Here is a 14,280-nt window from a genome sequence, read left to right as displayed (position 1 = left end):
CTATCCGCGGGCCGGACCGCAGTCTGCGCGGGGGTGTGGCAATGAGCACCCAGACCCCGTCGCTCTTCAGTCGGGCGTTTCACGTGCTCCGCAAGCGCGGGCCACGCTCGCTCGCGAAACACGCCTGGTGGTACGCCGTCGGAGCGCTGACTGCCCTGTGGTGGCAACTCCGGTACGACGTCGACGTCGGCACCGGCCTGGAAGCGGCCGTCTCAGACGAGCGACCAGTGTTCGCAGACCTGTTCGCGAATCTACGACGGGACGACGTCTTCTACGACGTGGGTGCACACGTCGGTATCTTCACCCGACCGGTCGCGGCGTACCTCACTGAGGGGACAGTCGTCGCCTTCGAACCGGGAGACGGAGCGTCCCAACTCAGAACGTCCACCGGAGAGCGCTCGAACGTCATTCTCTCGGAGACGGCCATCAGCCAGCAGGCAGGCGACGGCTACCACTCTCATCAAGGACGCGTCGGTCTGCTCGGCAACAGTGACGCGGCCGGATTCGAGACGGTCGACGCCCACGACATTCTCGACGACGAGACGATTCCACTCCCGACCGTCGTCAAGATCGACGTGTTCGGAGCCGAACTCGACGTGGTCAAGGCGCTCGAAGAACTGCTGGCGCGCGAGGAGTGCCGTCTCGTCTATCTGGAGGCACACCTCCCGACGACGTTCCAGCGGAAGCGCCCCGACGACGTCTTCGAGGACTACCTCGACGCTTGGTCGCTCACCGACCTCGTCCGCGTGTTCTACAGCGCGGGGTTTGAGGTCGAACCGATCTACCTCCGACGCGACACCCACGACGTGTTCTTCAAGGCGTACAAACCGGACGCAGAGTGAGCGCGGTTCGGTCGCGACGCTTCGCTCGCGACGCTCCCGATTCGCGTCTGCGGAAACTACTTCTCTCGCCCGACTCGTCGCTCCCGCCCTTCGCGTAGTTGTTGAAAAAATGCGCCGGCCGGGATTGTGAACTTCACTCGCTCCCGCCGGTCGCTCGCTAGGTCAAATCCCGCCGCGAAGCATTCGCTCGTCACGTCCGTTCCTCGCAGAATGCGCCGGCCGGGATTTGAACCCGGGCCATGAGCTTGGAAGGCTCAGGTCCTACCACTAGACCACCGGCGCTCGTCCAGATCGCTCACCACGACCGCGCGGTGACGACCTTCACCCGCCTGTTCCCGGTCCCCGAATAAGGATGTTACCCTTTGGAGTCGTCGCTCGGCGTACTGGTTCGCAGCAGGGTACTGTGTTCGACAGGTCCGAACGAGAGAGGCTCGTACTGCCGGACAGTATCAGTCGTCGTCGGCCGGTTCGGGATCGGCGGGTTCGATCGGCGGCGCGCGTGCCTCCTCGAACTCCGCAGCGGCGGCGCGGACGCGACCACCGGTACTCGGCACTTCGTCGGCGCCGACGGGGCCGGTCGCCCGGAGCGTCTTGAGATCACGCGGGAACTCCCGGAGGCCGTAGTGGATGTCGATACCGGCCTGAGCGCCTTTGCCCATCGCGACCGGAATCTGATTGTGTCCGGGCGTGATGTCGCCGACGGCGTAGACGCCCTCGACGGTCGTCTCCATACTGTCGCTGACGACCACCGTGCCGTCGTCGTTCAGTTCGCAGCCCAACTGCTCTGCGAGCGCGTCGTTGTAGTTCGAACCGTACATCGGGAACCCGCCGCGGTACTGGCGGACGGTCCCGTCGTCGAATTCGAAGGCCTTCAGCCAGCCGTCGTCGCTCTTCTGCATCCCGGTGATCTCGGCCTCGACGATGCCGATCGGGTGCCCGCGGAGCTGTTCGTCGGTTTCGTCGCTCCACTCGGGCGCGTCGCCGCGGAGCAGGATATCCACGTCGTCGGTAAAGTTGAGCATAATCATCGCGACGTGGGCGGCCGCCTCGCCCGCCCCCATCACGTAGACCGGACGGTCGATGAACATATACGCGTCACAGTGGAGACAGTAGTGCAGTCCCTTGCCGGTCCGCGGCACGGGCGGGTCGGGCCGCTCGTCGTTGAAGCCGACGCCGAGGACGACGCGGTCGGCGCGGAACTCCGCGTCGTTGCCGACGAGTCGGAAGCGACCGTCGTCGGTCCGCTCGGCCTCGACGATGAAGTCGCGGACGACGTCGGCGCCGTACGATTCGATCTGTTCCTGCGCCGTCTGGAGGAATTCGTTGCCCGAGGTGTGCTCGGGGACGCCGATGACGTTGTGCGTGTCCAGCATCATCGCTGCCCGGCCGCCCCCGCGGTCGACGACAACCGTATCGTGGCCCAGTCGGGTCGTGTACAGGGCGGTCTGGATACCCGCCGGACCGCCACCGACGACGACCACTTCGTAGTCGCGTACGTCCTCTGTCTCGCTCATTCGTCTCCTGATAGCGGTCGCTCCGACTTAAACGCAGAGTTCGAGTGCGCCGCGACCGACCACCCGCGAACCGTTCAAGAGGCGTCGGCCGGCCGGGACGGCTGCCGTCGCTCCCGGTCGCTATGGTCGTCGCTGTCTCTGCTCCGAACAGCCTCCGACACGACTCACGATTCGTGGCGGTCGCGCTCCCGCAGGCGCTTCACTGTCCGATAGCCGACGGCTCCGGCGGCGACTCCGGCGACACCCGTCCCCACGAGTGCCGGCAGGTCTCGGTCGGTCCGAACCCTGCGGAGGCTCCCCGCCCCCTCCTGTGTGATCTCGAGGTCGTACTCGTGTTCGTCACCCGTCCGAATCGTCTCGGTCCGCGCCGCGTCCACGGACGCCCCGTCCGCGTCGGTCACCATCGCCGTCAGTTCGTACTCGGTGTCGGCGGTTCCGAACACGCTGATCCGGTAGGTACCCGGTTCCGCTCCGTGCTGGCTCCGCACCCGCCCGTACTCGCCGCGACTTCGATCCGTGTACACGCCGCGGACGCGTCCGATCTGGCTCCCGCCGGGACCGACGACGGTGAGATCGACGTCCTCGGAGGTCGCGACAACGAGCGTGAACGGGAACAGCGACTCTCGGACCCTCCTCTGGTCGACGGTGACGTGATCCATCGGCGTCGGCGCGGTGCGGTCGGCCGCGTCTTCGATCCGATCGTACCGACTGAACAGCATTCCCGTGTACTGGCCGTACTGTCGCATCGAGACGGACTCGCCGTCGCGTTCGAACTCTAACCGCGGCGAGCGCCGCCGATACGCCGAGGCGGGGAGGTTGGGATCGTAGATCGGAACGACCACGCTGTCGCCGCGGTCCTCGAAGCCGTACGCCAGCACCTGATGTGAGAGCAGGGTGTTGTTGAAGAGGATGAGCGTCGCGGTCCCGAACCGCTCGATGACGTTCCCGACGTCCCGGAGGATGGCTTCCGTGTCGATCCAGTCACGATACAGGATCGCCTGCCGTGCGAGAAACGCCCGAAACCGGAGATACTGATCGGCCTGCCGCTGTACGATTTCGTCGTACACCGGGGCGATCGGTTCGTCGACCGGAACCGTCGGGACTTCGATCTCGCTCGCGCGCCGCCGGTTGACGGGGATGGTCTCCGGCCGTTCGAAGTACCGCTGCGCCGTCAGCGCCATCCCGTAGCAGTGACCGTTCGTTCCCGCCCGCTGTACGACTGCCGCGCGGAGCTGCGTGGCGATCGCACTCACCATCGCCCGCGAGAGGGCGCCGACGTCGAGCCCGAGAACGGCCCGAGCCTGTTGGACCCACTTCGTCCGGATCCGCTCGCGGATCTCCGCTTGCGTCGGGGCGGGCGGGGAGTCGAAGTACTGGTCTTCGGCCCCCCAGTTCCGAAACCCGTAGCCGTGTTCTATCGGAGTGAACCCACCGGCGTCGCTCTCGGACCGGGCGCGCGTGATTCCGGAGACTGCCCCCGCTGCAGCGGGGGCGGTCAGTGCCGCAAGAAAGTCACGCCGTGTGACACGACGATCCATAGTAGACAGTACACAGGAACGAGTATATCTGTTCCCCTGCTCGCACCCGGTCACTCGCTCTCGCGGGCGATCAGCTCTCGGAGCGTGTCCTCGCTCCGGCTTCTACCACGGCGTAGCAGTTCCCGCTGGAGACGACGCTGTCGACGGTCTGCAGGTCGCTCGCGGCCAGATCGGCTTCGAACTCCGCCGGGTCGTATATGTGGTAGTACCGAGGGACGCGCTCGCCACCGGGGAGCGTCCACTCGACGGTCGTATCGAACCCCGAAGACGCCTCGAATCGGTCGTGTGCGGTCGACCAGACGCTAACGATGGCGCGGCCGCCCGGTGCGAGCACGCGGGCCAACTCCGAGAGGCTCGCGACGCGCTGGTCCCGCGTGCGCAAGTGGTGCAGCGTCGCGACGTAGACCGCGACGTCGACGACGTCGGATCGAAGCGGAAGCCCCGCTGCGTCCGCCTGCACGAGGTGGAGTGACACATCGAATTCGCGGTCCTGTGCCCGCTTGCGAGCGGTCCCCAAGAGCCCGCGACTGGCGTCGGCGCCGACGACGCGTTCGACGTCCTCGGCTAGCAGTTCTGCGTGGCGACCGTTTCCACAGCCGAGGTCCAGCCCGACACCCCCTCCGTCGTCGGCTGCCGATCGGATGCGCTCTAACGCCGGCGCGGCACCGTCGGCGAGCGCTGCTGCGTCGTCAGCGAGGTCGCCGCCCACGTCGCGGCCGAGAAACGCCGCCACTTCGGGCCACGGGTACTCCCGCGTCGACGCGAAGTGCTCTGCGATCCGGTCGTACGTCTCTGTGACCGGTTCGGGCGTCGCCGTCCGCTCGTCGTCCATACCGACGCGAGGCGGCGGGCACACAAAGCACCGACGGTCCGGTAGAGAGGCAACAGTAGGCCGGTTCAGAGCAGTGCGAACACCACGTACGTCAGCGTCAGCAACACGGCCGCGTGCTTCAGCCCGTCCGCGACGCTCCCTTCTCCTAACTGTCCGGCGACGATGCCCGAACAGATGCCCTGGATCGCCGCCGTGTGGAAGAAGAGCAGTTCGTAGGCGTCCGTGTTGACCGTCTGGAAGCCGCCGAGGACGCCGGTGTCGACGCCGCCGATCTGGTTCGTCGAGCCCCCGGCGGACTGACTCGCGGCTTCGATCGCCGGGATGAACGACACCGTCAGCGCGATGATGATCCCGAGGAAGACGAGAAACGAGACGTAGATGACGACGAGGTACGTCAGCATCTCCTGGCGACGCTCGCGCCGAAGCCGCCGGGTCTCTTGAGCCTCGTCGGCGGCGATGTGGAGCACCGGACTGATGTCGCCGCTCGCGGCCATCGCGTTCTTGATGAGCGTCACCGCACGCGACACCGTCGGCGTGCCCGTCCGCTGCTCTAACCCGGTGAGCGCTTCGCCGACGCTGGCTCCCCACTGGACGTCTCGCCACACCCGGCCGATCTCGTCGCCGAGCCGTCCGAGTTCGGCGTCCGAAAGCCGGTTCAGACAGCCGACGATGGTGACGCCCGCCTCGTTGATACTTGCCATCCGGTCGAGGAAGTCGGGCATCTCGGCCTCGATCGCGCGCAGCCGTCGCTTCTGGATCTCGTGTGCGAGGGCGATGCCACCGAGGACGAGAATCGTCGCCTGAACGATCGCCCCGTCGAGTGACGCGACGAGTCGCGTGAGCGCTCCCGGCGTGCCCGCCAGGATCCCGCCGACTGCCTCCCGCACGGCGCTGCCGACCGAGAGGGCGACGAGCAGGAGTCCGAGCGGGCCGGTGAGAAACAGCGTGTACGTCGGATTCCGTAGGAGTGTCTCGCCGGGGCTCGACAGCGTCTGCCGGACCGAGCCGATCTGATCGTAGACCGCGAGCCGCGCCCAGTTCTCGGCGTCCGGGCCGGCGTGCTCACGTAGGGCCCCGCCATCGGTGACCTCGACGGCATCGCTGTCGGGCGGGGGCGACCTATCGCGGCGGCTTCCGCGTGTGGCGCCGACGTCTGTGACGTCGGTGTCACCGTTGCCGCCTCCCGGGACGCTCAGGCCCTCGGTCATACTGTCGACGTAGACGACGAAACCGAACGTCAAGAGCGGGATCGCGGCGTAGCTCACGAGCCGGACGAGCGTGAGCGTGTCCTGAATGACGAGACCGACGACGACGAGGACGGTGATGAAAAACAGCGGTCCGGCGACGAGGACGGTGACGTACACCTCCGCGAACGTCGAGAGGAGTTCCAGGTACTGCCGCTGTTGGGCTTCGGCCTCTTCCTGAAAGCGCTCGTACTGATCGCGAAGGAACGCCGAGACGCTCTGGCCCGACGAGAGAACGCTCGCGAGGTTCTCGGTGAATTCTTCGAGATTTTCGCTCGGAGTCCGGTCCGCTGTGCTGTGTAACGCAGTCAGGATATCAGTCCCGAAGACGTTCATGTCGCGAACGCTCACACCGAGCTCGCGCGCGGCTTCCCCGTACACGCCCTGATTCCCCGATAGCGTCCGCAACACCGCCTGGAACGGCATCCCGGACCGCGAGAGCGCGTACACGAAGGCGACCGTCCGCGGGAGGCTCGCGTCGATCTCGATGCCGCGAGCGCGGGCACGCTGATCGAGATACGTCCAGCGGCCCCAGTAGGTCCCGACCGCGAGTGCCGTCCCGACGGTCGCACTCGAAACGAGCAGCAACGCGAACAACTGGAGGAGCGAGAGGTCCGGGACGTTGACGATTGCCGCGAGAAAACCCAGCGGCCCCGGGAGCGTCGATCTGATCACTTCGGGACTGACGGCGAGCGATCGCAGTATCAGCGCCCCGAGATAGACGCCGTAGACGCTTCCGGCGATGCCCGCGACGGCCGCGACTAACAACGTCTGGGAGGCGAACACGCGGTGGCTCTCGCCGACGAACGCGGCTCGCATCCGCTCGATCTGCTCCTGTCGCTTCGGGCTCGACTCGGCGACGTACCGCCCGAAGATCGGTAGCGCCAGCCGGGAGACGACGAGACGCGCCCGTGGGCTGAACGGCACGAGCGCGACCGGGAGCGCGAGCAGCGTTACGACGACGAGCGGTGCGTAGCCGAGCAGTTCAATCGCCGCCATCGACGCTCGCCTCCTCGCGGTGCAGGCCGTCGGATCCGACGACGTCGGCGTGCTCGCCGGACGACTCCTCGGCGGCTTCGAGGCGGTCCATCACGCGCTCGGGGTTGGCGTAGTACTCGTTGACCAGCGCGGTGAACTCGCGGTAGTCGGTCGTGTCCAACTCCGCGAGCAGTCGGATGAACCGCTCTCGGCGTTTCACCTCGCGTTTCAGCTCGGTCCGGCTCCATCCCTGCTCACGTTGGATCTCGTCGATGAGGTTCGAGTCCGACTGCCGGAACGTGTCCGATTCCGGCTGCCAGGTGAACGCTCGCGAGTAGTCGAGCTCGCCGGTCCGCTGGTCGATCTCGCCGATTTCGCCGATCGCCTTCGAGCGGCGGACGCGCTCGCCACCGACGCGCGTGAGCGTCTGTACACAGAGGAGATCGAGCGACTGCACCATCGCACGCGGGACGTTGATCGGCTCGTTCTCCAGTCGGTTGATCACCGTTTCGATGCTGTCTGCGTGCATCGTCGAGAACGTCGTGTGACCCGTGTTCATCGCCTGAAACAGCGTCACGGCCTCGTTCCCACGGACCTCGCCGACGATGATGAACTCCGGGCGGTGCCGGAGCGCAGACCGCAGCAGGTCGTACATATCGATATCGGCGCCCTCGTGAAGCCGCTCTCTGGTGACCGACGAGAGCCAGTTGTCGTGATACAGCGATAGCTCGCGGGTGTCCTCGATCGTCAGTACCTTCGCGCGCGGTGGGATGAACATCGAGACGGCGTTCATCGACGTCGTCTTGCCCGAGGCGGTCCCGCCGGCGAAGATGAGGCTCTTGTTGTTCTCGATGCAGAGCCAGAGATACGCCATCTCCTCGACGGAGAACGTCCCGTAGTTGACGAGATCGACGGGCGTGAACGGCTCTTCTGCGTATTTTCGGATCGTGAACGCCGATCCGCGCGGCGTGACTTCCTCGCCGAGTGCGAGTTCGATCCGCGACCCGTCCGGGAGCGTCGTCCCGACGACGGGGTCGCCGACGCTGATGTGCCGCCCGGACTCCTGGGCGAGTCGGATCACGAAGTCGTCGAGGTCTTCAGAGCCGAAGACGACGTTCGTCTCCACGTCGGTGAACTCGTCGTGGTAGACGAAGATCGGGAGGTCGTAGCCGTCACAGGAGATGTCCTCGATGTGGGGGTCGTGCATCAGGGGATCGATGCGGCCGAATCCCCGAAAGTCGCGAGCCAGGTAGTACAGCAACGTGTGGAACGTCAGCATCGACACGTCGACGCCGTACCGTTCCAGCAGTTCCGTGAGCTCGTCTCGGAGCGTCTCCTCCGCGGTCGGTTCCTCGTCGGTGCGGTACAGGAGCGGGTCCCTGATGTCGACTCGGGCGCGCGCGAGAAGTTCGGCCTCGAACTCGTCGAGTTCGGGTTCGATCGCGTAGTAGTAGTGTTCGCTGTCCTCGTCGTCGTAGGTGATGACGACGTAGGCGTACGGCGCGTTCACCCAGTAGCGGTCGACGATCTCCTCGCCGGTGGGCGTGTCGAATGCAGCGAAGTTGCCGTCTTCCGGGCGGTACGGACGGACGTCGATCGACGATCCTCGCAGGACGTCGATGGCGCGCTGGATCCGCTCTCGCAGGTCGCCGACGGCCCCCTCGGGGTCGTCCGTCAGCGCCTCGACGGTCGCAGCGAGCGAACCGCCGTCCGCTCGGAGTGGCGCGTCGCTCTCACCGTTCTGTACGCTGCCGGAATCGTCTCCGGTACGCCCGCCGGTTGGAGAGGCGGTTCGCTCGTGGGTCGCGTGTGCCCCCGCACTTCGATTCGAGTCTGGGTCCCCCATAGCTGCGTGGTTCCGCGTGTGCCGACTCTTTCAGGCGAAGCGACTTATACTGTCGGCCGTGCGGATGGGCGGTCTGCGATCGGAGGCAGGAGGCCTCAACAGTCGCATTCGAGGTCTACAATCTCGAACCGTGCCCCGTCATCCTCGCTGGGGGTTGCGCGTATCTCCCCTCCGTGGGCCTCTATGATGCTCTCTACGATCGCGAGGCCAAAGCCCGTACCGGCGCGCTGTGTCGAGTACCCGCTCTCGAACAGTCGATCGTCGTCTCCCGCGTCGAAGCCGGCTCCGTCGTCGGCGACGTACAGCCCGTCTTCGTCCGGGAGCGCACCGACAGTGACGGTGACACCGTCGCCAGCGTGTTCGATCGCGTTCCGGAACAGGTTCTCGAACGCCCGGCGGAGCTGGCTTCGATCCCCACAGATTTGCGCGTTCGTCTGGAGTTCGAGCTGCGCTTCCGCCGTCTGCACGTTACGCCAACACTGAGTGGCAACGTCCTCGATTTCGATCGGTTCGATGCTGTCGACGAGATCGTCCGTGTGTGCAAGTGCCAGCAGGTCGTCGATGAGCCGCTCCATCCGATCGAGTGCGCGATCGGCGCGCCCCAGGTGGTCGCTGTCACACTCCTCTTTTGCGAGTTCGAGGCTGAGGCTTGCCACGTTCAACGGATTTCGAAGGTCGTGTGAGACGACGCTGGAGAAGTTGTCGAGTCGGTCGCGCTCCCGCTGGAGCGCTCGTTCACGTTCGGTCTGTGCCGTAACGTCGGTGTTCGAGAAGACGATGCTCTCGACCTCGCCGTCGTCGTCGAACAGTGGCGCGCCGTTGATCTCAACGACGCGACGCTCCCCGTCGGGCCATACGATGGTATGTCGGTACCCTTCGATCCGTTCGCCCGACTGCAGCACCTGCTGAAAGGGCAGCTCCTCGTCGGGGATCGGATCGCCGTCGAGGTCTCTGATCTCCCACTTCGAGTCGTTGTACGTCCGCTCGGTCACCTCGTTCGGCTCGAACCCCAGGTTCGACTGCGCGCGTTCGTTCGCAAAGACGATCTCGCCGTCGCGGTTGACCCGCGTGATCGCCGTCGGCACGGTCTTCATCACCTGCTGCAGGCGGTGGTGGTGCTCTTTCGCCGCTTTCTCGGACTCGTAGGCCGACACCGCGTTGCGGACGCGGTTGGCCAGTAACTCGAACCGCTCTGGGGTCGTCCCCTTCTGCAAGTAGTCGGTGACGCCGGCCGCGATCGCGTCGCTGGCGATCGTCTCCGAGCCCTGACTGGTAAACAGCACGAAGGGGAGGTCCGGATACTCCGACCTGACGGTCCGGAGCAATTCGATTCCGTCCTGGCTCGGGAGGTCGTAGTCAGAGACAATGCAGTCGACGTCCGCATCGAGCCGGTCGAGCGCCGCGTCGGCGCCGGCGGCAGCCGTCACCGTGAACGAGTTCTGTTGGCGCTCCAGGAACGTCTCGGTGAGCTCTCTGAACTGCGGATCGGGTTCGACGTGTAACACGCAGACTGCATCCGCTCCCGACTCACTCATTACCGCAATCATCCGAACAGTGACTATTTGCGGCTTTCGTTTCGCCCGGCCGACACCAGGCGAGCGTTCCAACCACGGGCTGCTACTCTCGATCGACGGTCAGCAGCACGCCGCCGAATAGGAGCAAGAAGACGACGCCGATCGGCAGCGGGACGCCGGGGAAGCCGCGCGTCGCGAGCAGGTAGGTCGCGCCCGCGAGCACGACACCCGAGAGCGCCAGGAGGCCGCCGAGCAACCGAACTGGGTCGAGGGGGCCCGATTCCACGCGCGCCTCGTCGTGATAGTACGCGGCGGCGACGACGACCGCGATGGCGAGGACGGCCGCACCGACCGCCCAGACCTGATACGCCGCCTGGATCGTCTGTCCGGCCTGAAACGCCACCGCCGAGAGCGGATCCGAGACGCTGACGCGACGGGCGACGGGAACGCCGAATGCGTAGCGGATCTGGAAGAACGGGAAGCGAACGAACAGCACCGAGCCGCCGGAGACGCCGCTGGAGTACGTGACGTTCCAGGGCACGAGCGCGGCTACCCACGTCGAGACGACCGCCAGCGCCCCCGCGTACTCCGAACGTACCCACACCATACGTGGTCCGCGTCGTCGGCTCTGTAAAAGCTACCGGACGGACGCCGCGGACGTCGCTCGCTCGCCGCTCCGAACTACTCGCTCAGGCCGAACAGATCGAACGGGTAGCCGTTGTCGTTCTCCATAGCGTGCTCGTAGACGATGTGTGCGGCCGCGACGTCCTGGATCGCGAGTCCCGTCGAGTCGAAGACGGAGATCGCGTCTGCTGCGGTTCGGCCGGATTTCTTTTCGGTGACGATCTCGCCGACGGAGCCGTAGATGTCGTCGTCGTCGAGGACGCCCTCGCTCCAGGGGACGTTGATCTCCCCCGAGTGTGTCGTCTGCTCGTAGTCGTCGATGACGAGCTTCGAATCGAGGAGGATCTCGTCGTCGAGTTCGTGTTTCCCCTCGGCGTCGGCACCCATCGCGTTGATGTGGGTGTGCTCGCCGACGGCGTCGCGAGGGACGATCGGCGACTCGACCGGCGTGACCGTCGAGAGCACGTCGCAGGACGCGGCGTCCTCGATCGATCCCGCGCGGACGTCGAACTCGTCCTCGAAGGCGTCGATGAAGTCGGCGACGCGCTCCTCGTCGAGGTCGGAGATCACGACCGTCTCGATGTCACGCACCTGCGAGATGGCGCGCAACTGTGTGTAGGACTGGACGCCCGCGCCGACGATGCCGAGCGACGTGGCGTCGGGAACAGCGAGGTGATCGGTCGCGACGGCGGCCGCCGCGCCGGTCCGGAGCATCGTGAGCTCTCGGCCGTCCATCACTGCGAGCGGGACGGCGGTCTCGGGATCGGAGTAGATCATCGTCCCCAGCACCGTCGGGAGGTCGAACTTCTCGGGGTTGTCCGGATGGACGTTCACCCACTTGATGCCCGCGGCGTCCCACGTGCCTGCGTCCAGATACGCCGGCATCGACCGGAAATCGCCGTTGTACGCCGGGAGATCGATGTAGGACTTCGGCGGCATCTGTGCGTCGCCGCGCTCGAAGGCGGCGAACGCGTCCTCGATGGCGGGGACGAGCTCCGCCATCGCGGCGTTCTCGCGGACGTCCGTACCGTTCAACAGCAGCGTCTCCATACTCGCGCTTCGAAGTGTCCGCACTTAATTCATACTATAATCGAATCAGAAACTGATTCAGAGATAAAATACGGAGTTTACTACAACCGATACGCTTTCTGCCGAATTAGACGACGAAATATCACCTGACGACGGAACGTGGGTCCGGGGTCGCACGCTCTGGGTCGTGGACCGCGTTGCGGCTCGAATGTGCGTCGGTCGGACCTCCACGAGAGTGGGGCCCTCTACGATGGACTGACCCGAGAATAGGGGCCGAGCGCGACGGCGTCGAGCGAGCGATGCAGGAGTAAGCAGGAGCTAGACGATCGGCACACGAAAAAGCAGAAGTTCGACGATCGAGAGACCGGCTGTAGACCGCATCAGCCGACGGTGAGACAGCGATACTCGGCGTTTCGAGGGTGTGGTGGGCGTCCTCAGACGGACGTCACATTGCGCCGCCCATACCGCCCATGCCGCCCATACCGCCCATGCCGCCGCCGGGGGCGCCGCCTTCCTCGTCACCGTCGCCGCTGGTGCTCAGTTCGTCTGCGGCGATGATGTCGTCGATCTTGAGGACGAGGTTCGCGGCCTCGGTGGCAGACGAGAGCGCCTGCTCTTTGGCGTGTGCGGGCTCGACGACGCCGGCCTCGAAGGTGTCCTCGACGTCGCCGCTGAAGACGTTCAGGCCGGCGCGGACGTCGCCGTCCTCGTGGGCCTCACGGAGTTTGACGAGCGTGTCGATGGAGTCGAGTCCGGCGTTCTCCGCGAGGACGCGCGGGACGAGTTCGAGCGCGTCGGCGAAGGCTTCGACGGCGAGCTGTTCGCGGCCGCCGACGGAGCCGGCGTAGCTGCGGAGCCGACGAGCGACTTCGACCTCGATGGCACCGCCGCCCGCGACGACGCGGCCGTCGGAGACGGTCGTCGAGACGACGTCGAGAGCGTCCGTGACGCCGCGTTCGATCTCGTCGACGACGTGATCGGTGGAGCCGCGAAGCAGCAGCGTGACGCCGTGGGCCTCGTCGCCGAGTCCTTCGACGTAGAACAGTTCGTCCTCGCCGTCACGGCTGACCGAGCCGTAGCCGAGATCGTCTTCGGTGAGGCTGTCGAGGTCGGAGACGACGTTGCCGCCGACGACGTCGCGGAGGAACGCGATGTCGGACTTCTTCGTCCGGCGGACCGCGAGGATGCCTTCCTTCGCCAGGTAGTGCTGTGCGAGGTCGTCGATGCCCTTCTGACAGAAGACGACGTCGGCACCGGAGTCGACGATCTGCTGGACCTTCTGTTTGAGCTCTTTTTCCTCCTGATCGAGGAACTTCTGGAGCTGGTCGGGCGATTCGATGTTGACCTGCGTGTCGACGTCGGTCTCTTCGACCTCGATCGGCTCGTTGAGGAGCAGGACGCTCGCCTCGTCGAACGACGAGGGCATATCGTCGTGGACGGGGTCTTTGTCGATGACTGCGCCGTTGAGCAGTTCGGAGTCACCGGTCGAGCGACCGGTCTGCGTCTCGATGTTCGCGTTCGCCAGGTCGACGATGTAGGAGCCGTCGTCGGCTTCGACCGTCACGGCCTCGACGGTCTCGACGATGAGCTGTGCGAGGAGGTCCTTGTTGAGCTCGGAGCTCTTGCCGGTCATCGAGGTCTCGGCGACCTTCTGCAGGAGCTCGGTGTCGTCGGGCTCGACCGACTCGGCGATGTCGTCGACCGCAGATCGCGCTTCCTGGCTCGCGAGGTGGAAGCCCTTGATGATCGCCGTCGGGTGGATGTCCTGATCGAGGAGATCCTCGGCGTTCTTCAGGAGTTCACCCGCGATTGCGACGGCGGTCGTCGTGCCGTCGCCGGCCTCGTCTTCCTGCGTCTCGGCGACTTCGACGATCATCTCGGCCGTCGGGTTGTCGATGTCCATCTCCTGGAGGATGGTGACGCCGTCGTTCGTGATGGTGACGTCTCCCATCGAGTCGACGAGCATCTTGTCCATCCCTTTCGGGCCGAGTGTCGATCGTACGGCTTCAGCGACGGCACGAGCGGCCTGAATGTTGTACTCCTGCGCGTCGCGGTCCTTGACGCGCTGGGCGTCCTCGCCCATAATGATCATCGGCTGACCCTGCTGCATTCGCTGACTCATAGACATCGTTCGATTGTTTGTGATTCTATATAAAAACTTCGCTATCGGGTTCTCACTGTCCGGCGAACGCATCTCCCGAGAACCGCCGCATCGAGGCCAGATGGCTACTATCAGCCGATGATTGTGTGTGAGAGAGTGTCACATAATACTGTCCGAATCCAGCTGTTCGACGGTTATTTATATACTCCTTCACGCCC

At 65.5% G+C, this 14,280-nt stretch carries 10 protein-coding genes and 1 tRNA gene; 1 reads left to right on the top strand and 10 read right to left on the bottom strand.

Going from position 1 to position 14,280, the window contains the following annotated elements:
* The first annotated feature begins 41 nt into the window (after positions 1–41).
* On the top strand, positions 42–842 hold the full coding sequence (locus D3D02_RS05405; RefSeq protein WP_121568961.1) for an FkbM family methyltransferase: 801 nt from the start codon (positions 42–44) through the stop codon (positions 840–842).
* A 211-nt stretch (positions 843–1,053) separates the two neighbouring features.
* Here the strand turns inward: D3D02_RS05405 and D3D02_RS05400 are convergent.
* The 10 genes from D3D02_RS05400 to thsB form a co-directional block, all read right to left on the bottom strand.
* Positions 1,054–1,124 (bottom strand) — tRNA-Gly (locus D3D02_RS05400).
* Between the two features lie 167 nt (positions 1,125–1,291).
* Positions 1,292–2,356 carry an NAD(P)/FAD-dependent oxidoreductase gene (locus tag D3D02_RS05395; protein ID WP_121568960.1) on the bottom strand — a complete coding sequence of 355 codons (1,065 nt, stop codon included), beginning with the start codon at positions 2,354–2,356 and terminating at the stop codon, positions 1,292–1,294.
* A 164-nt stretch (positions 2,357–2,520) separates the two neighbouring features.
* Positions 2,521–3,894 carry a hypothetical protein gene (locus tag D3D02_RS05390; RefSeq protein ID WP_121568959.1) on the bottom strand — a complete coding sequence of 458 codons (1,374 nt, stop codon included), beginning with the start codon at positions 3,892–3,894 and terminating at the stop codon, positions 2,521–2,523.
* A 70-nt stretch (positions 3,895–3,964) separates the two neighbouring features.
* The gene (locus D3D02_RS05385) at positions 3,965–4,726 is read right to left on the bottom strand and encodes a class I SAM-dependent methyltransferase (RefSeq protein WP_121568958.1); all 762 of its coding nucleotides are present in this window, start codon (positions 4,724–4,726) and stop codon (positions 3,965–3,967) included.
* A gap of 65 nt (positions 4,727–4,791) precedes the next feature.
* A complete protein-coding gene (locus D3D02_RS05380) occupies positions 4,792–6,969 on the bottom strand; it encodes a type II secretion system F family protein (RefSeq protein ID WP_121568957.1) in 2,178 nt (725 codons plus the stop codon).
* On the bottom strand, positions 6,956–8,626 hold the full coding sequence (locus tag D3D02_RS05375) for a type II/IV secretion system ATPase subunit (protein ID WP_394337715.1): 1,671 nt from the start codon (positions 8,624–8,626) through the stop codon (positions 6,956–6,958). The genes D3D02_RS05380 and D3D02_RS05375 overlap by 14 nt, the downstream gene beginning before the upstream one ends.
* Before the next feature lie 263 nt (positions 8,627–8,889).
* Complete coding sequence (locus D3D02_RS05370; RefSeq protein ID WP_121568955.1) at positions 8,890–10,329, bottom strand: ATP-binding protein; 1,440 nt, start codon at positions 10,327–10,329, stop codon at positions 8,890–8,892.
* Positions 10,330–10,411: 82 nt separating this feature from the next.
* Positions 10,412–10,915, bottom strand: a complete 504-nt coding sequence (locus D3D02_RS05365) for a hypothetical protein (protein ID WP_121568954.1) — start codon at positions 10,913–10,915, stop codon at positions 10,412–10,414.
* Between the two features lie 74 nt (positions 10,916–10,989).
* Positions 10,990–11,982 (bottom strand): ornithine cyclodeaminase family protein, encoded by a 993-nt coding sequence (locus D3D02_RS05360; protein ID WP_121568953.1) that lies wholly within the window; start codon positions 11,980–11,982, stop codon positions 10,990–10,992.
* A 424-nt stretch (positions 11,983–12,406) separates the two neighbouring features.
* Entirely contained in the window at positions 12,407–14,053 is a 1,647-nt protein-coding gene (gene thsB, locus D3D02_RS05355) for a thermosome subunit beta (RefSeq protein WP_121569198.1), read from the bottom strand.
* Positions 14,054–14,280 lie beyond the last annotated feature (227 nt).

This window comes from Halobellus sp. Atlit-38R (genome assembly GCF_003665925.1).
Classification (GTDB): Archaea; Halobacteriota; Halobacteria; order Halobacteriales; family Haloferacaceae; genus Haloquadratum; species Haloquadratum inordinatus.
Note: the sequence above shows the minus strand (reverse complement) of the source record. Positions and strands in the feature narration are given on the sequence as shown.